Source organism: Bradyrhizobium sp. 44 (genome assembly GCF_023073095.1).
In the GTDB taxonomy this organism is placed as follows: domain Bacteria; phylum Pseudomonadota; class Alphaproteobacteria; order Rhizobiales; family Xanthobacteraceae; genus Bradyrhizobium.
Map to the genome: position 1 here is coordinate 21,293 of NZ_JADPIY010000016.1, position 22,806 is coordinate 44,098.

The following is a 22,806-nucleotide window of genomic DNA, read 5'->3' on the forward strand; positions in this document are numbered from 1 at the left end:
ATCAAGCGGTCCCGAAGGCGGCGTATTGGCCGCCGAGCGGCACGCCGCTCAGGGTCGCTTCGAGGCGCCGCGCGGGCTTGGTGTCCCAGGGCAGCAGCAGGAAATGGCGCGCACCGATCTCGCGCAAGCCGCCGGCAGCCATCAATTTTCGGGCTTTGCCCGCCCCGAGCAAGACGGCGTCCCGATCGAACTCACAACGCGCGACGGCAAGGCGGGTCAGCGGGTTGTACGGATTGTGCTCGATGACGCAGACGAGTCCACCGGGGCGGGTCACGCGCCGCATCTCCGCGATGAATTGCGCCCATTCAGCCGGCACGACGTGGTGCATCACGCAGACGGCCGTGACCAGATCGAAGCTGGCATCGTCGAATGGAAAGGTGCGGCCGTCAAACTCACGGTAGTCGACCCTGCCATTGTCAGCGCGTGCCTGCGCCAGGCTGGCCGAAGAAACGTCGATGCCGCTCAAGCGGCCGACCATGCCGTGCAGCAGCGGATGAAGGCTGCCGACGCCGCAGCCGACGTCCAGCATGTCGGGCCTCTCCGTGTCGAGCCGCTGCGCGATCAGATTGCCCAGCAGATCGGCCTTGGCGCGCATGAAGAAATGATGCGGCAAGCCGGAGAAGTCGATCGAGGATTGGACCACGTCACGGTAGTTGTCGTGATAACCGTCGAAGAGTTCGGTCATGCGCTGGGTCACTCGTTGACGGCGTGGATCGCGGGTGCGGCTGCCGCCTCGTTGCGGTCGAAGCCGGCGCGTGTCTGCACCACATAGAGCGGACGCCGTTTCACCTCGGCATGGATGCGGCCGACGTAAAGCCCCACGATGCCCGTCATCAGCATATTCATTCCACACAGCAGGGACACGACGACGATCGTCGAGGACCAGCCGGTCACGAGATGACTGTCGTTGCTGAGCCACAACAGGATCACCCAGCCGCCATAGAGCAGTGCCAGACCCGAGACGGTCAATCCGCACCAGATTGCGAGCCGCAAGGGCAGATCGGAAAAGCCGAGCGCGGCGTTCGTCGCGAGCCGCACCATCTTGAACAGCGGATATTTGGTCTCGCCCGCTGCACGCTCGAGGCGGTGGAAGGTGACCTCGGCCTGCCGGAAGCCGAGCCATGCGATCATGCCGCGTACGAAGCGGTCCTGCTCCGGCATCTGCCGAAGCGCGTCGAGCACCTTGCGATCGATCAGGCGGAAGTCGCCGACATCGGCGGGGATGCCGACCGAGGACATCCTGCCGAGAAGCCGGTAGAACAGATGCGCAGTCGCGCGCTTGAATCGGCTTTCGCCGTCGCGCGACAGGCGGCGGGCGTGGACGATGTCGTTGCCTTCCTGCCATTTTGCGATCAATTGCTCGATCACTTCGGGCGGATCCTGCAAATCGGCATCCATGACGATGATCGCTTCACCTTGCGCGGCGTCCATGCCGGCGGTGATGGCGATCTGATGCCCGAAATTTCGCGACAGGCCGATATAGCGAAAGCGCGGGTCGCGCGTGGCGAGTGCCTGTAGCACGATCGAACTGGAATCACTGCTGCCGTCGTCGACGAAGATTGCTTCTGCCGGCCCGTCGAGCCGGGACAAGACCAGGTCGAGCCTGCGCAGCAGCACCGGCAACACGGCTTCCTCGTTGAACACGGGGATGACGAGGCTGTAGCGGATCGACTGGAAATTGGCCGCCATGCGAGAGAGTCCAACTCGTTGCAGGAGCGGAAGTCTATGCCGGTGGTGGTTAAGGTCGCCTTGCCACAACCATTAAGGATATGGGGCGCCGTGGCGGCTTCCAATGAGGCGGGTGCGGATGGTGATACCCGATTAACCACGCTGGGCAGCGCTTCGGCCTAGGACTTCGGCCTAGGACTTGCGGCGGATCTTGTAGAGAACAAATCGCTCCGAGGTGTTCAGCGCTTCCAGTAGATCCGGCAGCGGGTTTGCGACCTTCGGCCCGAGGACGTAGAGATAGTCGTAATCCTGGTGCCAGGTGCTGACGAACGGCGGAACGCCAGCCGGCGGCCGGCTTGCCGCAATCGCGGTAAGCACGCCGAGCGGCACCGGCCCCCCGTAGGGAATGGCAAGACGGCGCACGTCCTCGCGGGGCCGTACGGGCTGCTTGCCCGCTTCCGTGAATAGATTGGGCACGAACGCGTTGGCATAGTGCACGGCCAGCGTCGGCGCATAATACATCGGATACGAGGTGAGGTCGGCGAAGGGCGGGTCTCCATTGTCGTCCGTGCTGGCGACGAGGATGCGCGAACCGCGATCGATCTTGTGGAACGATGCGACGATGGCCGCATAGTCGGTGCGGTAAGGCAGCCAGACCGCGAGCACGACAGCGAGATTGATCAGTATGACGCTACTGACCGCGGCGAGCGCTGCCATTCCCCATGCCCGGCTGGGCAGCGTCAGCGAGCAGAAAGCCGGCAGGATCAGAGCTGCAGCGGGGATCACGCGCAGGTCGACGAACGAGGTTCCGAACAGCTTCGAGGGAATGACGACATAGAGCAGCGCGAAGCCGATCGCGAGCCAGCTTCCGGCTGCTTCGAGCTTGAGGACGCCGCGCCTTGCGGCGAAGAACAGCGAGATCATCAGCGTCAGTCCGGTCGCCGCCGCGACCGTCAAATTGTAGCCGTTCATGATGCGCAACGGCCAGATCGGTTTGAATCCGAAGAACCAGTTCGTTCCTTCGCTTCCGATCGATCCCGCGGTCATGCGCATGATCCCAAACAGGGCAAGCGCCGGCATGGCCAACGCGGCGAGCCGCGCGGCGGCGACACCGTAAGATATTCGTCCATGGCGGATGCGCGAGAGCTCGTAAAGGCCGAGCGTCGCGCCGTAGATGCCGAGGGAGAAGAAATGCGCCGCAAACAGCGCTGCGACGAAGACCATGTTGACGACGAAACGCAGTGGCCATCGGCGTTCCGCGAGCATCAGATAGAGCGCGATGCCGCAGAGAGCGAGGCCCAGTCCGAACTCGAAATTCACGAAACCCCAGCTGAAAGGCAGACAGTAAAGGAAAGCGAGCGCCGCAAAGCCGGCGAGATGGACCCGTCCCTTCCGGGCCCATTCGAGCAAAAGCGCGCCTCCGACGATCAGCAATTGGCTCAGGAGCAGAAACAGCCGCGTGGCATTCTCGAGGCTGATCAGCCGCGCCATTTGCGGGACCAGCAGATCCATTCCAAGGTTAGGATAGAATGCCCAGGCCACTTCGTAATACGGATTGGCATTGGGAGTGCCGTTCTGGCTCAAAATGTACATCCGGGCGAGGTGATTGGGATAGTCGACCATCGCGGGGATAGGCGTCAGCAGCACCGGAAGAAACGACAGGGCCGCCAGGACAGCAAGAACGGTGATCGCCACCGATTGGTCCGAGCCAAGACGAGCCCGGATTGTCAAGGTCGGCTTGTCGGAAGGAATCATGTCATAGGGCCGCTGGAGTTTGAGCTTACGCTCTACGACGGCGCAACCGCACGACACAACGCCATAATGTGAACTTCGCGAAAATCAAGCTGGGGTCGCCGCCGCATCGGAAGGAGGAGCCCGTCATCCGGCGCGCTGCACGCGGACTCGTGCTGATGAGATTGCGGCGCGCCGGCTATGCCGGCTACTTCACCGCCGCGCTGATCGAGTTGAATTTGCCGCTCAGGAGTGCACCGCCCGTGTTGTTCACGGCCGTGATGATCGCGAGTGCGATGCCCGTGGCGATCAGACAATACTCGATGGCGGTGGCACCATTTTCGTCGGCAAGAAATGACTTGAGCAAAGTCATCGTCAACTCCTGTTCATCCGTCCAACCTAGGCTGGTGCCGTTTTCGGAATGGTAAATTGATTCACTAATTTTTCGCGGGCGCGTCAAAACGCAGGTGGATGGTCCTCACCTGCCGTTTGATATGGTGTCATCGATTGATTTAAGGTTTCGTCACCCAATTCGGACGCATTTGGCGATTTCGTCGTGGTGTCTCAGGACGATATTTGGCGTTTCGGCGCGGCCTTGCCGGGGCGTTTCAGCACTATCGCCAGACGTCCGACCAGATAGCTGACCACGGACGGCTGCGCCCGCGCGGAGCTGCCGGCGAGGCTTTCTTCCTCGGCCGCGTCGTTGACGATGCCGATGTAGTTCTTTCTGGCGTCCTGCTGCTGCACGAGCCTGCAACCCCGAGTTCAATCGAGGGCGACCATGCTGCGCTGAGCGGGAAGCGTCGGTTAATTTTGTCTTCCGTAGGATTACGTGCCGCCCCCCGCGACTGCGGGCAGACGCTGAAAGCGCGGGCTTGGCTTAACGGATTGTTGAGCCTGTTCTCGACCGGGGTGCAAAGCTCAGTCGCGCCGAGCGTCCGCATTCAGCGCCCGCAACACCGCGATGCGGGCGAACATCATCCAGCCGCCGCCGGTCTCGGCCGCGTTGATCAGGGTTTCGATCGCGGTCTGCCAGTGGCTCGCATGCTGCGTATCCTCGGGCAGTCGCATGATGTGATCGGCAGCTTCTTGCAGCGTCCGAAGCTTGCGCCCGCCACGTAACGAAATGGGGTCGTCGAACGCGGTCGACCAGGGCATGTCAGGTCGACCGATCGACGAGGGGAGGTATCACGGCGTCGTCGCTGTGCGATGCTGCTAGCCGGCCTTCTTCGCCCGCGCCGGCGCGCGCGCTGGCTTGTCGGCCTTCTTGGGAGCGGCTTTCGCAGCAGCGTCCTTGCCGCCCTTGCCGGCGATCGGCAGCAGCATCTCGCGCTGGCCTTCGACGCGCTTCTTCGGCTTCTTGCCCTTGACGGCGTCCTTGCTCACGTCCTTGGCGACCTTCGCCGGGGGGCTTGCGTCCTTCTCGTTCGCGATGCTCTTCTTCAGCGCGTCCATGAGGTTGATAACGTTGCCGCCGGTCTTGGGCGCGGCCTTTGCTGCGATGGGCGCGCCGCTACGCTTCTTGTTGATGAGGTCGATCAGCGCGGTCTCGTAATGGTCCTCGAACAGCTCGGGCTCGAACGCGCCGGACTTCTTCTCGACGATGTGCTTAGCAAGGTCGAGCATGTCCTTGGTCAGCTTCACGTCCTGGATGTCGTCGAAATAGTCCTTCTCGCCGCGCACCTCATAAGGGTAGCGCAGCAGCGTCCCCATCAGGCCGCTTCCGAGCGGCTCCAGCGCGATGATGTGCTCGCGGTTGGTCAGCACCACGCGGCCGATCGCCACCTTGTCCATGCTCCGGATCGTCTCGCGGATCACCGCAAAGGCGTCGTGGCCGACCTTGCCATCGGGCACGAGATAATAGGGGCGGATCAGATAGCGGCTGTCGATGTCGGTCTTCGGTACGAACTCATCGATCTCGATCGTGTGGGTGGAGTCCAGCGCGATGTCGTCGAGCTCGTCCTTGGTGACCTCGATATAGGTATCGGTGTCGACCTTGTAGCCCTTGACGATGTCCTCCGAGGTCACCTCGTCACCGGTCTCGGCGTCGACCTTGAGGTACTTGATCCGGTGGCCGGTCTTGCGGTTGATCTGGTTGAACGAGACCTTCTCGGTATCCGAAGTGGCTGGATAGAGCGCGACCGGGCAGGTCACGAGCGACAAACGCAGAAAACCCTTCCAATTGGCGCGGGGGGCCATGGGCTACTCCAAACGCAACGGGGACAGAAGACGAAGATACCATCGGGGAACAACGAATCATAGCAAGGCGGATTGCTGAATCTTGCAATTGCGTTAACCGGCCGCCCGGTGCGCGGGTGCAACCTGATCAGGCCGCAAAGGCCGGAACATCATATCCCATCATGCGTTGCCACGAGACATTCCGCCGCGAGCAGTCGCGGCCATCCGACGCGACAGCCAGAATTGAGGTCACCATGGCAACCACGCGAGACCAACGTCAGATCGTGGAAACTCCGACCGAGGCGCGCCAGGGCGAGCCTGGGCCGTCGGTGGCGGCGCTGCTCGCCATATCCACCGGGCTTGCGATCCTGATCCTCGCGGTCATCTGGTTCGTGTTCTTCCGGACCTGATCGGCAGATCGACCGGACGGTTCGCACCTTCCGACTCGCCGCATAACGCGGCACATTGCGCCCGCCAGGCCGTCGGTTCGTCCGGTGGCTTGGCGGGCGCAATGCGTTTAGCGCGAACAGGTCGGATATGACCAAAAAGTAACGCGGCCGGTTCCCCGCGTTCATATTCAGTTCACGCCGGAATTGCTCATCTGTGCGGGTGTTCATGCGGCCTAATTCTGGAGAGAAGCGTGCGCCTGCTCGTCGTTGAGGACGACCCCGATCTCAATCGCCAGCTCACCAAGGCGCTGACCGACGCCGGCTATGTCGTCGATCGCGCCTTCGACGGGGAGGAGGGGCATTATCTCGGTGACAACGAGCCCTACGATGCCGTGGTGCTCGACATCGGCCTGCCGAAGAAGGACGGCATCTCGGTCCTGGAAGCCTGGCGGCGCAACGGCCGCACCATGCCGGTCCTAATCCTCACCGCGCGCGATCGCTGGAGCGACAAGGTCCAGGGCTTCGATGCCGGCGCCGACGACTACGTCGCAAAGCCGTTCCACCTGGAGGAGGTGCTGGCGCGCATCCGCGCGCTGCTGCGCCGCTCCACTGGCCACGCCCAAAGCGAGCTGAGCTGCGGCCCCGTCACGCTCGATACCAGGACCGGCCGGGTCAGCGTATCAGGCAATCCCATCAAGATGACGTCGCACGAATATCGGCTTCTGGCCTACCTGATGCATCATTCGGGGCGCGTCGTGTCCCGCACCGAGCTGGTCGAGCATCTCTACGACCAGGACTTCGACCGCGACTCCAATACCATCGAGGTCTTCGTCGGCCGCATCCGCAAGAAGCTCGACGTCGACATCATCCAGACTGTCCGCGGCCTCGGCTATCTCCTGACCCCGCCGCCCCCCGGCGCTTGAACCGTGGTGTCTCGAACGATCTTGTCTAGACGTATCTTGGCTTGACGGGCGGCCCGGCAGAGGCCTTGTTCGGGTCATGAGTTCCGACGCCATGCCACCCCGCGCCTCCGGGATCATTCCGATGCCCGCCAGCTCGCTCGCGAACCGCCTGTTCCTGTCGGCGACCGCGTGGCTCGTGGTGATCCTGGCCATCACCGGCGTGGTGCTGTCGTCGGTCTACAAGAACGCCACCGAACGCGCCTTCGACCGCCGGCTCAATCTCTATCTCCGCACACTGATCGCCGAGGTCGCCACCCCCGACGAGCCGCCGGACCGCCAGTTCCAGTCGCTCGGCGAGCCTCTGTTCGAGCTGCCGTTGTCCGGCTGGTACTGGCAGATCACGCGGACCGACCCCGAAAAGCCGGAGGTGCGCTCGTCGCGCTCGCTCTGGGACAAGAAGCTGCCGAAGCTTGAAGAGCAGGGCACCGAGCTTACCGCCGCCGGCATCCGGATCGCTTATGTCGACGGTCCGGAGGGACAGAACCTGCGCATGGTGGAGCGGCCGGTCGATCTCGGCGCGGACGGCAAATTTCTCGTCAGTGTCGCCGGCGACGACACGGAGATTTTCGACGAGACGCGCAGTTTCGACTACTATCTCGGCGGCACCTTCACCGCGCTCGGCATCGTGTTGCTGCTGACCACCGTGTTCCAGGTCCGCTTCGGTCTCGCGCCGCTCAAGCGCATCTCCGAATCCATCGCCGACATCCGGTCCGGGCGGGCGGAGCGGCTCGAGGGCGAGTTCCCGGTTGAGATCGCGCCGCTGGCGCGCGAGACCAACGCGCTGATCGACGCCAATCGCGAGATCGTCGAGCGCGCCCGCACCCATGTCGGAAACCTCGCTCACGCCATCAAGACGCCGCTCTCGGTCATCGTGAACGAGGCCGGCGCGCATCCCGCCGATCCGTTCGCGGCAAAGGTGATGGAGCAGGCGGACGTGATGCGCGACCAGGTTGCCCATCATCTCGAGCGCGCGCGCATCGCGGCGCGGGTCTCGGTCGTTGCGACGGTGACGGAGGTTGCACCGGCCATCGAGGCATTGCGGCGGACCATGGAGAAGATCCACCGCGGCCGCGGCATCGTGGTCGAGGCCGAGGCTGATCCGTCGGCGAAATTTCGCGGCGAGCGGCAGGATCTGGAGGAGATGGTCGGCAATCTCGTCGACAACGCCTGCAAATGGGCGGCCTCGCGGGTCTTCATCGAAGTTCTGGTGGAGGCGCCGCATCAGGCGAGCGCCGGTCCGCGGCTGCATATCATCGTCGACGACGACGGCCGCGGCCTGTCGGAGGCCGAGCGTACCCAGGTCTCACGGCGCGGCCAACGGCTCGACGAGTCCAAGCCCGGATCGGGGCTGGGGCTGTCGATCGTGACCGAGCTCGCTGCGCTCTACGGCGGCAGCCTCTCACTCGGTCGCGCGCCGACCGGGGGCTTGCGGGCGGAGCTGGTCCTCCCCGGAATATAATCCCTTGTTCCGACGCGACTATTTGACCTGCAGAAGCACACCGATCCGAAAGAAACCAGGGGTATTCGGAGCGACTTCCTAAACGGCTTCTTAAGCGGGCCCACCTATGATCGAGCAGGACGGATCCCACGTTCGCCATTTACCGTTCATTACCCGGGCGCATGAGCCAGACATCGATCGAGCGGCTGAGGGAATATCTCGCGCAGCTCCCGCCGCAGGCGCAGGCACTGCTGATGCGGGAGTTCGAGCGCGCGCTCGAGCGCGGCCAGGACACGGCCGTGGCGACCCTCGTGCTCGACCAGCTGCGCAAGATTGTCCGCAAGACGGAAGCCGAGGAAGCAACACCGCCGCGCACGGACGATCTGTCGCGGCTACTGTTCCAGGTACTGGAACCATTCCTGGTCGAAGCAGGCGCCCCGATCCGGGCCGGGCAGATCCGCCGCTCTTCCCTGGCTCCGATCTGGCAATGGCTCGGCCGCGACGGTGCTCCGGCCAAGCTGAGCGAATTCGAGGCGGCGCTGGCGCGCATGCCGGCCGACAGTGCAGGGCAGGTCGAAGCGCTGGCCTCGAAGCTCCAGGCGATCGCCGCGGATGCCATCTTCGAGCTGACGGGGCCGGGCGGGGGTGACAAATCGCGTGCGCTCGCCCGCGTCGGTCCGCCCAACGTGATCGAGGATCTCTATTCGACCGGGGCGGTCCTCGCGGTCCGCGAGGCTATCGGCACCCTGAACGAGAAGCTGCCGCGCTCTTTGCGCGCCTTCGGCGATGCCCAGATCGCCTCGGTGACTGCCGCGCTCAACATTCCCGTCCTCCAGACGCCGCAGATGCTGCCCTTCGCGCTCTCGATGGTCGTGCAACGGATGACCGCGCCGTGGCAGATCATCCGCCTCGCCATCAAGATTGCCGCGTCCGACGACGAGATCCGTGTCGCGGCAACGCCCTATGGAGTCGCCGTCACAATGGCGCTGCATGATCTGTCCTGCGTGGCCGCCGTCCTGCGCATGGACATCAAGCGCGGCCATTTCGACAATGTCGCCGGCAATCTCAAGACGCTGCACGACGGCGTCCGGGGCCTGCGTACCGAACTCGACCTGCGCAACGATTCCGCCTGGGGCAAGCAGTTGACCTCGATCCGGGCCGACATCTCCAACGCGCTGCAATCCGAGATCGACAGCGTTCCCGGCCGCGTCCGCCGCATCCTGCGCCAGCGCGCCGAGAAGGACATTCCGCCGGGCGCGCGGATCGACAGCACCGAGGTCGAGGAAACCGTGGCGCTGATCGATTTCGTCGCGACCTGTCGCAACTATGCGAGCGAGCTTGCGATCAACGAGGTGACACTGCGCACCTATTCCGACCTGCAGCAATATGTCGAGCGTTCAACCGAGCAGCTGGTGCAGTCGCTGCGCGGCGCCGATCACAAGGTCCGCACCTATCGGCAGCAGCAGGTGCAGGCCGCGATCCGCTTCTGCCAGGTGCTGTTCGGCGATGATTATGCTTCGCTGATGAGCCGCGCCGCGGAGAACGCGGCCACGGGCGAGCGCAAATCGTCGCGCGCGAGCTGATCCAGGCGCATATTTCAGTAGTCACAATTTCAGGTTGACGATGCCGATGTCGGGCCCTACGGTCGCCGTGCAAATTTTGATATTTCTATCTGTGGGCGCATGAAATCCGTTATCAGTTCCATCGAAATCGAGAATCGCGTCGTCGTTGCCAAATATCAAAGGCTGATGGTCGGCGCGAAGGTGGTGCTGGTCGAGAAGGCAAGCGGTCGGCAGCTTCCTGAGACGGTCACCAGGGTTGCATCGCCCGTTCCGGTCGGGGCGTTGCGCATCAGATTGCCCGACGCTATCGAGCCGGGAACATACTTCCTGAAGGCCTTCAACGGGCATGGCGAGGACGCCGCTCAAAGCGCGGACTTCGAGATCGGCTAAGCCGTTGGATTTTCACCATTTCGGGACTGTGCGCGGTCGCGCCGAATTGACAATTGTCAATTGCCGCATCGTCCGGCCGTGGTGTAAAGCCACCTGTGGGCGCGGCTTGCGCGCTGCCGGAAGCTTGCCAGATGATGCTATGGTTCGTGTTCGCGCTGATGACGGTCGCGGCGATCTTCGCCGTGCTTTTGCCGCTCGGCCGTAGCGGACGCGCGCAAAATCAGGGCAGCGAGGTCGCGGTCTACAAGGACCAACTCGCCGAGATCGAGCGTGATCTTGCCGCAGGGCTGATCGCTGCGCCCGAAGCCGAGGCCGCGCGCGTCGAGGTCAGCCGCAGGCTGCTCGCCGCAGCCGGCAGCGAGCCCGCAACGGCGCCGAAATCCAGCCTCAAATGGCGCCGCGCGGCGGCCGTGCTGGCGCTTGCCGGCCTGCCGCTGGTTGCGATCAGCGTCTATGTGCCGCTCGGCTCGCCCAGGCTTCAGGACTTTCCACTGGCGCAGCGGGAGCGCGGATCCGGGTCCGGCATGGCGCAGTCGCTCGAGAATCTGGTCGTCCAGGTCGAGCAACATCTGGAAAAGAATCCGACCGACGGGCGCGGCTGGAACGTGATCGCGCCCGTGCTGGAGCGGCTTGGCCGCTTCGACGACGCCGTGCGGGCCTATCGCAACTCGCTCACCTACAATGGCGAGAGCGCGGAGCGCCGGTCCGATCTCGGCGAAGCGATCTCGGCCGCCGCCGGCGGCGTCGTGACCGCCGAGGCCAAGACCGAGTTCGAGCGCGCGCGGGCGCTCACCGCTGACGACCCCAAGGCGAACTATTTTCTCGGTCTCGCCGCCGAGCAGGACGGTCGCAAGGACGATGCCGCCAACATCTGGCGCGCGCTGCTGGCGAAAGCGCCGGCGGATGCGCCGTGGCGCCCTCTGGTGCAGACCTCGCTCGCCCGGGTCGGCGGCGGTGGCGCTACGATGCCGGCGCTGTCGGATGAAACCCTCGCAGCTTCCAAGGACATGAAAGAGGGCGATCGCAACGCGATGGTTCGCGGCATGGTCGAACGGCTCGCCACGCGCCTCAAGCAGAACGGCGACGACGTCGAGGGTTGGCTGCGCCTGGTGCGCGCCTATCTCGTGATGGGTGATCGCGACAAGGCGGTGGGGGCATCGACCGATGCCCGCCAGGCGGTTGCCAACGATGCAGCGCGGTTGCGCCAGCTCGATGAAGGCCTCAAGACACTCGGGCTCGACGGATGATGATGTCAGGACGAGACGAGCAGGGAATAGATACGCCATGACGCGCAAGCAGCGACGTATGACCATCATCGGCGGCTCGCTTGCCGTGCTCGCGCTCGCCGCCGGGCTGGTGCTCAACGCATTGCGCGACTCCATCGTGTTCTTCTCGACGCCGACCATGGTCGCCGAGAAGCACGTTGCGCCCGGCAAGCGGTTTCGCCTCGGCGGCCTGGTGCAGCCCGGCTCGCTCCAGCGCGGCGACAATCTCGCAGTGACCTTCGAGGTCGCCGACGGCGGCGCAAAGCTTCCGGTCGCCTTCAAGGGCATTTTGCCCGATCTGTTCCGGGAAGGGCAGGGCGTCGTCGCCGAAGGCGCGCTCGACGCCGATGGCGTGTTCAAGGCCGACACCGTGCTCGCCAAGCACGACGAAACCTACATGCCCAAGGACGTCGCCGATGCCCTGAAGAAGCAGGGGCACTGGAAGGATGACTACGGCGCCAAGGCTTATGATGGCGTCAAGGCTTCCGATAGCGTCAAGCCCGCGGCCACGACAGCGCAGGGCAATCCGCAGGGAGCAGTGCGGTGATCGCGGAGTCAGGACATTACGCGCTGGTGCTGGCGCTCGGATTGGCACTGATCCAATCCATCGTGCCCCTGACCGGTGCGCGGCTGCGCGATGATGCGCTGATGAGTGTGGCGCGCTCCACTGCGCTGGCGCAGCTTCTGTTCGTCGGTGCGTCGTTCATCGCATTGGTGATGCTGCACGTAGAGTCGGATTTCTCGGTCGCGAACGTCTACGAGAATTCCCACTCCATGAAGCCGCTGCTCTACAAGATCACCGGCGTGTGGGGAAACCATGAAGGTTCGATGCTCTTGTGGGTGTCGATCCTCGCGCTGTTCGGCGGATTGGTCGCGGCCTTCGGCAACAATCTGCCGCTGTCGCTGCGCGCGCATGTGCTGGCCGTACAGGCGTGGATCGCCAGCGCCTTCTATCTCTTCATCCTGGTGACTTCCAACCCGTTCCTGCGCATCGCCAACCCGCCGATCGAGGGACGCGATCTCAATCCGGTGCTTCAGGACATCGGTCTCGCCGTGCATCCGCCAATGCTCTATCTCGGCTATGTCGGCTTCTCGATCTCGTTCTCCTTCGCGATCGCGGCGTTGCTGGAGGGGCGGATCGACGCCGCGTGGGCGCGCTGGGTGCGGCCGTGGACGCTGGTCGCCTGGATCTTCCTGACCCTCGGTATCGCCATGGGCTCGTACTGGGCCTACTACGAACTGGGTTGGGGCGGCTGGTGGTTCTGGGACCCGGTCGAGAACGCCTCGTTGATGCCGTGGCTTGCCGGAACCGCGCTGCTGCATTCGGCTCTGGTGATGGAGAAGCGCAACGCGCTGAAGGTCTGGACCATCCTCTTGTCGATCCTGACCTTCTCGCTGTCGCTGCTCGGCACCTTCCTGGTGCGCTCGGGGGTCATCACCTCGGTGCATGCCTTCGCGACCGATCCAACCCGCGGCGTGTTCATTCTCCTGATTCTCTGCCTGTTCATTGGGGGCAGCCTGTCGCTGTTCGCGGGGCGCGCGACGTCGTTGAAGCAGGGCGGCTTGTTTGCGCCGATCTCGCGCGAAGGTGCGCTGGTGCTGAACAATTTGCTGCTCACGGTCGCCTGCGCGGTGGTGCTGTTCGGCACGCTCTATCCGCTGGCGATGGAGATGCTCGCCGATTTCAAGATGTCGGTCGGTGCTCCCTTCTACAATCTCACCTTCGCTCCGCTGTTCACGCTGTTGCTGCTCGCCGTGCCGTTCGGGCCGATGCTGGCATGGAAACGCGGCGATCTGCTTGGCGTCACCCAACGTCTGCTCGCGGCCGGCGTTGCCGGGCTTGTCGCCGTTGCCATGGTTTGGGGCTGGGCGCTCGGCGGCAGCGCGCTGGCGCCATTGGCAATCGGACTTGGCGTCTTCGTCATTGCCGGCGCTGCGACGGATTTGGCCGAACGAACCGGCTTATTCCGCCTGCCGTTCGCGACGACGCTGCATCGTGCCCGCGGTCTGCCGCGCTCGGCCTGGGGCTCGGTATTTGCGCATGCCGGCCTCGGCGTCGCGCTGATCGGAATCGTCTGCGAGACCACCTGGAACAGCGAATATATCGCCACGATGAAGCAGAACGACGTCGCCCATGTCTCCGGCTATGACGTCAAGCTGGACGGCCTGTTTCAGCGCCAAGGGCCGAACTTCCACGAGATGATCGCCGAATTCAACGTCAGCCACGACGGCGAGAAGCTCAGCGTGATGACGCCGTCCAAGCGCAGCTTCACCACCCGCGGCTCCTCGACCACCGAGGCCGCGCTGCTGACGCGTGGCGCCAGCCAGCTCTACATCTCGCTCGGCGACGCCACTGCCGAGGGTGCCATTGCCGTGCGCATCTATCACAAGCCGCTGGTGCTGCTGATCTGGTGGGGGCCGGTGCTGATGGCGTTCGGCGGCGTGCTGTCGCTGTCGGACCGGCGCCTGCGGGTCGGTGCGCCAAAACCGGCGCGGGCCAAGCAGCGCCTGCAACCGGCGGAGTGATCTGATGCGTCGAATGATGGTCGCGTTCGTCGCACTGATGCTGCTGGCCTTGCCTGCGGCGCATGCCGTGCAGCCCGATGAGATCATGTCGGACCCTGTGAAGGAGTCGCGTGCACGCGACTTGTCGCGCGAGCTGCGCTGCATGGTCTGCCAGAACCAATCGATCGACGATTCCGATGCGCCGCTCGCGCGCGATTTGCGGCTCCTGGTGCGCGAGCGCATCGCGGCCGGCGACAGCAATTCGCAAGTGCTCGATTTCCTGGTCGCGCGCTACGGCGAGTTCGTGCTGCTCAAGCCGCGCTTCGAGCGCCAGAACATGCTGCTGTGGCTGCTCGCGCCGCTGCTGCTGCTTGGCGGCGGCCTGGCGCTATGGCTTCAAATCCGCCGAAGATCGCGAAATGGTGCAGACCTACCGGCTCCGCCGCTCACGCCCGACGAGGAAGCGCGGCTCGCCGCATTGATGGCGGATGAAGCCAAATCGCGCTAGCTACGTTGCTGCGCATCAGCCGGCACTGCGCGGGCGTTCCTGGAACCTCGTTAAGTTCCTGCCGGTTCAACACTTTCGGCCGCGATAAACTGCCGCATCCGCATCCGCGTTCATTACAAAAGTTTAACCCCGCCGCCAGCGCACGGTAAGGCGGCAGCCCCCATCTTCAGGTCCGTAAGGTGCCGCGTCAGGCGCCAAATGGATTTCAAGGCCCTGGAGATCTCTGCATGACCGACCGTTCCGACCTCTCGAACCTTCCGTCCTACCGGCAGCCCCGCCGATCCGTTTTCTCGGCCCGCAAGATCGCGCTGATGGCCTCGGTCGTCGCCGGCCTCGGCGCCGCCGTCTACGGCTTCGGCACGTCGACCTCGCCGGCCGACCTGTTCTCGAGCCCGGCGCATGCACAGGTCAACAACGAGGTCCGCAAGGTCGAACGCCCGATCGGTTTCGCCGACATCGTCGAGCGCGTGAAGCCGTCGGTGATCTCGGTGAAGGTCAACATCAAGGAAAAGACCGCGAGCAATGATGATGGCGATGACGCGCAGTCGCCGTTCCAGCCGGGCTCGCCGATGGAGCGGTTCTTCCGCCGCTTCGGCGGTCCGGATGGCATGCCGGGCCTGAAGGGTGGTGGCGGTCGTGGCCGCGTCGTGCAGGGCCAGGGCTCCGGCTTCTTCATCTCGGCTGATGGCTTCGCCGTGACCAACAACCACGTGGTCGACGGCGCCGACAAGGTCGAGGTCACGACCGACGACGGCAAGACCTACACCGCCAAGGTGATCGGTACCGATCAGCGCACCGACCTCGCCTTGATCAAGGTCGAGGGCAGCTCGAACTTCCCGTTCGCGAAGCTTGCCGACGGCAAGCCGCGGATCGGTGACTGGGTGCTCGCGGTCGGCAACCCGTTCGGCCTCGGCGGCACCGTGACTGCCGGCATTGTTTCGGCCAGCGGCCGCGACATCGGCAACGGCCCCTACGACGATTTCATCCAGATCGACGCGCCCGTGAACAAGGGCAATTCCGGCGGTCCGGCCTTCGACACCAACGGTGAGGTGATGGGCGTCAACACCGCGATCTACTCGCCCTCCGGCGGCAGCGTCGGCATCGCGTTCTCGATTCCCGCGAGCACAGTGAAGAGCGTGGTGGCGCAGCTCAAGGACAAGGGCTCGGTCAGCCGCGGTTGGATCGGCGTGCAGATTCAGCCGGTGACATCCGACATCGCCGACAGCCTCGGCATGAAGAAGGCCGAAGGCGCGCTGGTTGCCGAGCCGCAGGCGAATGGTCCGGCGGCCAAGGCCGGCATCGAGTCCGGTGACGTGATCACGTCGGTCAACGGCGAATCGGTCAAGGACGCCCGCGAGCTCGCCCGTACCATTGGCGGCCTGGCGCCCGGCGCGACCGTGAAGCTCAACGTGCTGCACAAGGGCCAGGACAAGGTGGTGAACCTCACCCTCGGCCAGCTGCCGAACACGATCGAGGCCAAGGCCGACATCGACAAGGACAGCGGCAAGGGCGCGAGCCGCGGCACCGACGTGCCCAAGCTCGGCATGACCGTGGCGCCCGCCGATTCCGTGGCCGGCGCCGGCAAGGAAGGCGTCGTGATCACCGAGGTCGATCCGAAGAGCGCGGCTGCCGAACGCGGCTTCAAGGAAGGCGACGTGATTCTCGAAGTCGGCGGCAAGAGCGTGAGCACCGCCGGCGAAGTCCGCGACGCCATCAACACGGCGCGGACCGACAACAAGAACAGCGTCCTGATGCGAGTGAAGAGCGGCGGCCAGTCGCGCTTCGTCGCCGTGCCCATCGCCAAGGGGTAACGAAGGGCCCGGCCTCAGGACCTCCGAGATGAAGGGTGTCGCCGGCATCAGTCGCCCCCGCCGACGGCGCCCTTCGGGGGAGCAGCGCAACGTTTGCTTCCCCTGTCTACCTTCCGGTGGAATACGCCCCCCTCCGTCGGAAGGCCTAGGGCGGTGAAGTCCCCCCAGCTTCACCGCCCGCCTTTTTCTCCATGCCAGAGTCTCTCACTCGGCTTGCATGCGATTGCCGCTCGCGCCATGTTTAGAGAAGGTTCACTCCCTTGACCGTTGCCGAACGCACGATGCGCCTCCTCATCATCGAAGACGACCGCGAATCCGCCGACTACCTCGTGAAGGCGTTTCGCGAGGTCGGGCACATTGCCGACCACGCCGGCGACGGCGAGGAAGGCCTCGCCATGGCCGAGAACGGCGACTACGACGTGCTGGTGGTCGACCGCATGCTGCCCAAGCGCGACGGCCTATCGGTGATCGGCGCGCTTCGCGACAAGGATGATTCGACACCGGTGCTGATTCTCTCCGCGCTCGGCCAGGTCGACGACCGCATCAAGGGCCTGCGCGCCGGCGGCGACGACTATCTGCCGAAACCCTATTCCTTCGCCGAGCTGTTGGCCCGGGTCGAGGTGCTGTCGCGCCGCCGCGGAGGTCCGGCCGAGGACACGTTGTACCGGGTCGGCGATCTCGAGCTCGACCGGCTCTCCCACCGCGTCGCGCGCGGCAAGGACGAGCTGACGCTGCAGCCGCGCGAATTCCGCCTGCTCGAATATTTGATGAAGCATGCGGGCCAGGTGGTGACCCGCACCATGCTGCTGGAGAACGTCTGGGACTATCATTTCGATCCGCAGACCAACGTGATCGACGTGCACATTTCACGGTTGCGTTCCAAGATCGACAAGGGTTTTGAGCGGCCGCTGCTGCACACGATCCGCGGCGCGGGATACATGATCCGTGACGGCATTCGGTAAACTCGTCCGCACCACGGCATTCCGGCTGACGCTGGTCTATTTGCTGTTGTTCGCGATGTTCGCGGCCTCGCTGCTGGCCTATTTCGCCTGGAATACGCGGCGGCTGATCACCGAGGAAATCACGCAGACGGTTAATGCCGAGACGTCTGAGATCAACGAGATCTACGGCCGCCGCGGCTTGCGCGCTCTCGTGCTCGCGATCGAGTACCGCGCGCTGCGGCCGGGCGCCAACCTCTATCTGGTGACGACGCCGACCGGCCAGTCGATCGCCGGCAATGTCGGCTCGCTCGCGCCCGGCGTGATGGCGACGCCCGGCTGGTCCGAGACCGCCTACCGGCGGATCGAGGATGCCGACGATCGGGACCATCTTGCGCTCGTCCGCGTCACCGAATTGGAAAACGGCTTCCGGCTTCTGATCGGACGCGATCTGGCCGAGCGGCGACGGCTGTTCGGCATCGTGGCGAAGGCCGCGCAGTGGTCGATCCTGATCGTCGTGGTGCTCGGCCTTGGCGGCGGCATCTTCGTGGCGCGCAGGGTGCTCAGGCGCATCGACGCGATGAGCGGCACCGCCCATCGCATCATGACGGGCGATCTCAGCGAACGCCTGCCTGTGGGGCGCAGCGGCGACGAGCTCGACCGCCTCGCCGAAAACCTCAACGCGATGCTGGAGCGGATCGAGGCGCTGATGGCGGGGCTGAAGGAGGTCTCCGACAACATCGCCCACGACCTCAAGACGCCGCTGACGCGCCTGCGCAACCGCGCCGAGGAGGCGCTGGCGAAATCCGGCGGCGAGGCCGACTACCGCGCCGCGCTGGAGCGGACCATCGAGGAATCGGACGGGCTGATCCGCACCTTCAACGCGCTGCTGATGATCGCGCGCGCCGAGTCCGGGCAGGCGCGCGGCAACATGGATGATTTCGACGCGGCCGATGTCGCCAACGGCATTCACGAGCTCTACGAGCCACTGGCCGAAGACGATGGCATGACCTTGAAGGTCAGGTGCGAGCCGACCCCGGTCCACGCCAACCGCGAATTGATCAGCCAGGCCCTCGCCAATCTTGTCGAGAATGCGATCAAATACGGCAAGCCGGCCGCGCAGCCGGCGGGAACTGTGGTCAGCATGGAGGGCAGGCAGATCACGATCGAATCGAGGCGCGAGGGCGATCAAGTGCTGCTCAGCGTCACCGATCGCGGTCCCGGCATCCCCGAAGCCGACCGCAAGCATGTGGTGGAACGATTCGTGCGGCTGGAAGCGAGCCGCACGCTGCCTGGATCCGGCCTCGGCCTCAGTCTCGCCTCCGCGGTCGCGACATTGCATGGCGGTGAGTTGAGGTTGGGTGACGCCCAGCCCGGTCTTGTCGCCACGCTGGTGCTGCCGGCGCGCGCGGGGGCTGGCGACAGGGTTGCTCCGCCAATGCAGGATGTGCCACAGAAGGTGGCATGAACCATTCCGCGCCGGGAAACGCGGACAAGCATGGTGAGAGACTTGCCGCGCGCTTTGCGGAGGCTCCCCATATTGCCGCTTCCGTCACCGACCAAGGACGTTTTGAAAGCTGGCTGGCCGAGCTCGAGCCCGCGCAATTCACTCGTCTTGAAGCGCTGCTGGCTCACCGCTTCGCGCGGGACATCCTGGCCGGCATCGCGGAATTCTCGCCTTATCTGTTTGAGCTGCTGCGCGCCGATCCGCAGCGTCTGATCCGGCTGCTGGAATGCGATCCGGATGCGCATCTCGCCACGCTGGTCGCGGAGGCGAACGGCGCGGTGCTCGCGGCATCCGACGAAGCCGAGGTGATGCGGCTGCTGCGCCGCATGAAGGCGGAGGCCGCGCTCCTGATCGCACTGTGCGACATCGGCGGGGTCTGGCCGGTGATGCGGGTGACCGCAGCGCTCACCGATGTCGCAGTGTCCTCGGTGCGGGCGGCGCTTCAATACCTGCTGCGGCAGGAAGCCGCACGCGGCAAGCTCTCGCCGCCCAATCCCGAGGCGCCGGAGGAGGGCTGCGGGCTGATCGTGCTTGCGATGGGCAAGATGGGCGCAGGCGAGCTGAACTATTCCAGCGACATTGATCTCATCGTGTTTTTCGATCCCGACAATACGACGCTCGCCGCCGATATCGAACCCCAGCCATTCTTCGTGAGGGTGACGCAGGGGATGGCACGCATTCTCCAGCAGCGCACCTATGACGGTTACGTCTTCCGCGTCGATCTGCGCCTGCGTCCCGATCCATCCTCGACGCAGGTGGCGATTTCGCGCGACGCCGCGCTGAATTATTACGAGCGGGAAGGGCGCACCTGGGAGCGCGCCGCGATGATCAAGGCGCGCGCCTCCGCCGGCGATCCCAGGGCGGGCGAGGCGCTGCTCGCGGAGATCGCGCCCTTCGTCTGGCGCAAGCATCTCGACTTCGCCGCGCTTGCCGACGTTCACGACATGAAGCGGCAGATGCAGACCTATCGCGGCCAGAGCGAGGTCGCAGTCGAAGGCCATAACGTGAAGGTCGGGCGCGGCGGAATCCGCGAGATCGAGTTCTTCGCCCAGACCCAGCAATTGATCGCCGGCGGCCGGCATCCCGAACTGCGCGTGCGGCCGACGCTCGCCGCGCTCGGCGTGCTAGCTTCCAGCAACTGGATCACGATTGCGGCGCGTGACGAGCTGACCACGGCGTACCAATTCCTGCGCCGGGTCGAGCATCGCCTCCAGATGATCGCAGACGAGCAGACCCACACTCTGCCCGAGGACAAGGAAGCGGTCGAGCGTTTCGCCTGGTTCTTCGGCTATCCGGATCGCGAGGCCTTTGCCCGCGACCTCTTGCGCCAGCTCGAGATCGTCCAGGGCCACTACGAAAAACTGTTCGAGGGCGACGATCCGACCGGCACGGCCAAGCTGCCGGCGCTCGACTACGGTGCGGGTCCCGACGATCCGCGGCTGCTTCAGTATCTGGCCACGCTCGGCTTCAAGAAGCCTGCCGCCGTCGCGCAGACCGTGCGTGACTGGATCACCGGCGAGTACCGCGTGTTCCGCGTTGAGGCGACGCGAAACGCATTCGTCGAATTCGTGCCGGCCCTGATCGACGGTCTCGCTCATGCCGAGGAGCCGGATCGAGCCGTCGTGGCGTTCGACCATTTCCTTGGAGCGCTTCAGCGCGGCGGCCGGCTGATCACGCTGCTCGGCCAGAACCGCGATCTCGTTGCGCTCGTGGCCCTGGTGCTGGGCGCGGCGCCCCGGCTCGGCGAGATGCTGGCGCGGCAGCCGCAGCTCATGGACGGCCTGATCGATCCGCGCTTCTTCGGCGCCATGCCCGACAGGCAGGAATTGTCGGGGCGGCTTGCGACCACCGTGCAGGATGCCGGCTCTTACGAAGAGTTCCTCGACCGCCTGCGCCTGTTCGGGCAGGAGAGCCTGTTCCTGATCGGCACGCGCATTCTCTCCGGCACCGTCTCGGCGCAGCAGGCGAGCACGGCCTTTGCCGACGTCGCCGAGGGCATCGTCCATACCGTGCATGGTCTCGTCGCCGACCGCTTCGCCGCCCAGCATGGCCGGATCAAGGGGCAGGAGAGCGCAATCATCGCAATGGGCCGGCTCGGCAGCCGCGAGATGACCGCGTCGTCGGATCTCGACCTGATCCTACTTTACGATTTCGACAGCGACAATCCGGACTCCGACGGTGCGAAGTCACTGCAAGGTGCGCATTACTTCGCCCGCTTCACCCAGCGCCTGATCAGCGCGTTCACGACGCGCACCAATTACGGGGTGCTTTACGAAATCGACATGCGGCTGCGCCCCTCGGGGCGTGCCGGCCCTGTGGCCTCGAGCCTCGTCTCGTTCGCGGACTACCAGGCCAACGAGGCCTGGACCTGGGAGCACATGGCGCTGACGCGCGCGCGCGTCGTGTCGGCTTCGCCCGAATTCCGGGAGCGGATCGAACACGTCATCCGCGATGTCCTGACCCGTCGCCGCGATCCCGCAATCACCGCCAACGACGTTGCCGACATGCGGCGTGCGATTGCTCAGGAGAAGGGCGAGGCCGATTGCTGGGATCTCAAATATGCCGCCGGCGGCATGGTCGACATCGACTTCATCGCGCAATATCTCCAGCTCGTGCATGCGCACGAGAAACCGGAGATTCTCGACGTCGGCACCACGCAGGTGCTGGACAATGCATGCAGGCTCGGCGCGCTCGCGCAATCGGAGACCGAGATATTGCGTGCCGCGGCGCGGCTCTATCACGACCTGACGCAGATCCTGCGGCTCTGCGTCAGCGACCGGTTCAAGCCGGAAACCGCCGGCACCGACCTCTTGCGCGTGATGGCACGCGCCGGCGACGCGCCGCATTTCTCCTCGCTGGAGGCGCGCGTGAAGGAGACGCAGAGCGAGGTGCGGCGTGTCTTCAGGGCGCTGCTGGAAGGGACGTCGTCGGCTTCAGCGAGGTGAGCGCCTCCCGCACATTCGGCTCAAGACCCACGCCGCCGGCATCGAGATGGGCGAAGATCGCGCGCTTCATCCGCGGATCCCAGAACTTCTTGATGTGGTCGGCGATCCCCGGCACGGCCTTGTCGTGGCCCTGGCTCCGAAAGAACGTGCCGATCTGGTTGGCCATGTAGATCAAGCGGTCAGGCGACATCGGCAACCTCCGTGGCATGACAGGCGACAACCCGGCCGCCATGCGAAAACACTTCGAACCCGTCCTGGCGGGCAATGGCAATCAGCGTGATGCCGGCGGCCTCCGCGGTGCGCACCGCAAGCGCGGTCGGCGCAGAGATGGCGACCATCACCGGCGCGCCGATGGCGGCGGTCTTCTGCACCATCTCGACCGAGACGCGGCTCGTCAGCAGCACGATGCCGCCACTTGCAGCCGTGCGGCTGCGCGCCAGCGAACCGGCGAGCTTGTCGAGCGCGTTGTGGCGGCCGACATCCTCGCGCAGCGCGACGATACCGCCGGCAGGCGTCCAGAACGCGGCGGCGTGAACGGCGCGGGTTTGCAAATTTATTGATTGCAGCGGTGCGATGGTCTGCATCGCCGCCATCACCTGCTCGGGCGTAAACATCTGTCCCTGCGGCACGACGGCCGCAGGCCGCACAGCTTCGGCAATCGAGTCGATGCCGCAAATGCCGCAACCGGTCGGGCCGGCGATGTGGCGGCGGCGCTCGCTGATTCGCGCAGCATTTTCCGGTGCCAGCCACATGCGCAGCTCGATGCCGTCGTCGAGGCGGACTATTTCGAGCGACTTGACGTCATCGACGGATCTGATGATGCCTTCGTCCAGGCTGAAGCCGACCGCGAAATCTTCGAGGTTCTGCGGCGTCCCCATCATGACGGCGTAGGTGCCGCCATTGTAGGTCAGCGCCAGCGGCGTCTCCTCCGGAATCAGCCGCGCTCCTTCGGACGCGACACCGTTGCGCCAGATCGCGCGGTCGATGGCCTGGACCGGTACGTGCATGC

Annotated in this window: 22 protein-coding genes; 13 read left to right on the forward strand and 9 right to left on the reverse strand. The window is 64.9% G+C overall.

Features of this window, described 5'->3' with window-relative positions; genetic code table 11:
• Position 1: 1 nt before the first annotated feature.
• The 7 genes from IVB41_RS16670 to IVB41_RS16700 all read right to left on the reverse strand — a co-directional run bounded on the left by IVB41_RS16670 (position 2) and on the right by IVB41_RS16700 (position 5,598).
• Entirely contained in the window at positions 2-685 is a 684-nt protein-coding gene (locus IVB41_RS16670) for a class I SAM-dependent methyltransferase (protein WP_247432971.1), read from the reverse strand.
• A gap of 8 nt (positions 686-693) precedes the next feature.
• Positions 694-1,689: a glycosyltransferase family 2 protein gene (locus tag IVB41_RS16675; RefSeq protein WP_247407615.1), complete on the reverse strand. Its 996-nt coding sequence runs from the start codon at positions 1,687-1,689 to the stop codon at positions 694-696.
• Positions 1,690-1,860: 171 nt separating this feature from the next.
• On the reverse strand, positions 1,861-3,423 hold the full coding sequence (locus tag IVB41_RS16680; RefSeq protein WP_247432974.1) for a hypothetical protein: 1,563 nt from the start codon (positions 3,421-3,423) through the stop codon (positions 1,861-1,863).
• Between the two features lie 184 nt (positions 3,424-3,607).
• Positions 3,608-3,772, reverse strand: coding sequence for a Flp family type IVb pilin (locus IVB41_RS16685; RefSeq protein WP_027516964.1), 165 nt, complete (start codon positions 3,770-3,772; stop codon positions 3,608-3,610).
• A 191-nt stretch (positions 3,773-3,963) separates the two neighbouring features.
• Positions 3,964-4,146 (reverse strand): hypothetical protein, encoded by a 183-nt coding sequence (locus tag IVB41_RS16690; RefSeq protein ID WP_027569114.1) that lies wholly within the window; start codon positions 4,144-4,146, stop codon positions 3,964-3,966.
• Positions 4,147-4,320: 174 nt separating this feature from the next.
• A complete protein-coding gene (locus tag IVB41_RS16695; protein WP_027569115.1) occupies positions 4,321-4,557 on the reverse strand; it encodes a hypothetical protein in 237 nt (78 codons plus the stop codon).
• Positions 4,558-4,614: 57 nt separating this feature from the next.
• The gene (locus IVB41_RS16700; protein ID WP_247432976.1) at positions 4,615-5,598 is read right to left on the reverse strand and encodes a Ku protein; all 984 of its coding nucleotides are present in this window, start codon (positions 5,596-5,598) and stop codon (positions 4,615-4,617) included.
• A 233-nt stretch (positions 5,599-5,831) separates the two neighbouring features.
• Here IVB41_RS16700 and IVB41_RS16705 point away from each other — a divergent pair, with 233 nt between their 5' ends.
• From IVB41_RS16705 to IVB41_RS16765, 13 genes are all read left to right on the forward strand, one after another.
• Positions 5,832-5,987, forward strand: coding sequence for a hypothetical protein (locus IVB41_RS16705; protein ID WP_007593402.1), 156 nt, complete (start codon positions 5,832-5,834; stop codon positions 5,985-5,987).
• A gap of 230 nt (positions 5,988-6,217) precedes the next feature.
• Positions 6,218-6,889, forward strand: a complete 672-nt coding sequence (locus IVB41_RS16710) for a response regulator transcription factor (RefSeq protein ID WP_027569117.1) — start codon at positions 6,218-6,220, stop codon at positions 6,887-6,889.
• Positions 6,890-7,010: 121 nt separating this feature from the next.
• Positions 7,011-8,387, forward strand: a complete 1,377-nt coding sequence (locus IVB41_RS16715) for a sensor histidine kinase (RefSeq protein ID WP_027569118.1) — start codon at positions 7,011-7,013, stop codon at positions 8,385-8,387.
• 161 nt (positions 8,388-8,548) lie between these two features.
• A complete protein-coding gene (locus IVB41_RS16720) occupies positions 8,549-9,949 on the forward strand; it encodes a hypothetical protein (protein ID WP_247432979.1) in 1,401 nt (466 codons plus the stop codon).
• Positions 9,950-10,048: 99 nt separating this feature from the next.
• Positions 10,049-10,318, forward strand: a complete 270-nt coding sequence (locus tag IVB41_RS16725) for a hypothetical protein (protein ID WP_007593394.1) — start codon at positions 10,049-10,051, stop codon at positions 10,316-10,318.
• A gap of 131 nt (positions 10,319-10,449) precedes the next feature.
• Positions 10,450-11,565, forward strand: coding sequence for a c-type cytochrome biogenesis protein CcmI (gene ccmI / locus IVB41_RS16730; protein WP_247432982.1), 1,116 nt, complete (start codon positions 10,450-10,452; stop codon positions 11,563-11,565).
• 37 nt (positions 11,566-11,602) lie between these two features.
• Positions 11,603-12,130 (forward strand): cytochrome c maturation protein CcmE, encoded by a 528-nt coding sequence (ccmE, locus tag IVB41_RS16735; protein WP_247432986.1) that lies wholly within the window; start codon positions 11,603-11,605, stop codon positions 12,128-12,130.
• A complete protein-coding gene (locus IVB41_RS16740) occupies positions 12,127-14,109 on the forward strand; it encodes a heme lyase CcmF/NrfE family subunit (RefSeq protein ID WP_247432989.1) in 1,983 nt (660 codons plus the stop codon). The genes ccmE and IVB41_RS16740 overlap by 4 nt, the downstream gene beginning before the upstream one ends.
• 4 nt (positions 14,110-14,113) lie before the next feature.
• Positions 14,114-14,596: a cytochrome c-type biogenesis protein gene (locus IVB41_RS16745; protein WP_027569123.1), complete on the forward strand. Its 483-nt coding sequence runs from the start codon at positions 14,114-14,116 to the stop codon at positions 14,594-14,596.
• Between the two features lie 227 nt (positions 14,597-14,823).
• Positions 14,824-16,407, forward strand: a complete 1,584-nt coding sequence (locus IVB41_RS16750; RefSeq protein WP_247359838.1) for a Do family serine endopeptidase — start codon at positions 14,824-14,826, stop codon at positions 16,405-16,407.
• 281 nt (positions 16,408-16,688) lie between these two features.
• Positions 16,689-17,369 carry a response regulator transcription factor gene (locus IVB41_RS16755; protein WP_035963061.1) on the forward strand — a complete coding sequence of 227 codons (681 nt, stop codon included), beginning with the start codon at positions 16,689-16,691 and terminating at the stop codon, positions 17,367-17,369.
• On the forward strand, positions 17,353-18,813 hold the full coding sequence (locus IVB41_RS16760; protein WP_247432992.1) for an ATP-binding protein: 1,461 nt from the start codon (positions 17,353-17,355) through the stop codon (positions 18,811-18,813). Before IVB41_RS16755 ends, IVB41_RS16760 begins: the two co-directional genes overlap by 17 nt.
• Positions 18,810-21,797 (forward strand): bifunctional [glutamine synthetase] adenylyltransferase/[glutamine synthetase]-adenylyl-L-tyrosine phosphorylase, encoded by a 2,988-nt coding sequence (locus IVB41_RS16765; protein ID WP_247432995.1) that lies wholly within the window; start codon positions 18,810-18,812, stop codon positions 21,795-21,797. The genes IVB41_RS16760 and IVB41_RS16765 overlap by 4 nt, the downstream gene beginning before the upstream one ends.
• Here IVB41_RS16765 and IVB41_RS16770 read toward each other — a convergent pair.
• The gene (locus tag IVB41_RS16770) at positions 21,754-21,987 is read right to left on the reverse strand and encodes a formate dehydrogenase subunit delta (protein WP_219680856.1); all 234 of its coding nucleotides are present in this window, start codon (positions 21,985-21,987) and stop codon (positions 21,754-21,756) included. The two genes, IVB41_RS16765 and IVB41_RS16770, sit on opposite strands and share 44 nt — an antisense overlap.
• Complete coding sequence (fdhD, locus tag IVB41_RS16775; protein WP_247432997.1) at positions 21,977-22,804, reverse strand: formate dehydrogenase accessory sulfurtransferase FdhD; 828 nt, start codon at positions 22,802-22,804, stop codon at positions 21,977-21,979. The genes IVB41_RS16770 and fdhD overlap by 11 nt, the downstream gene beginning before the upstream one ends.
• Between the last annotated feature and the right edge of the window lie 2 nt (positions 22,805-22,806).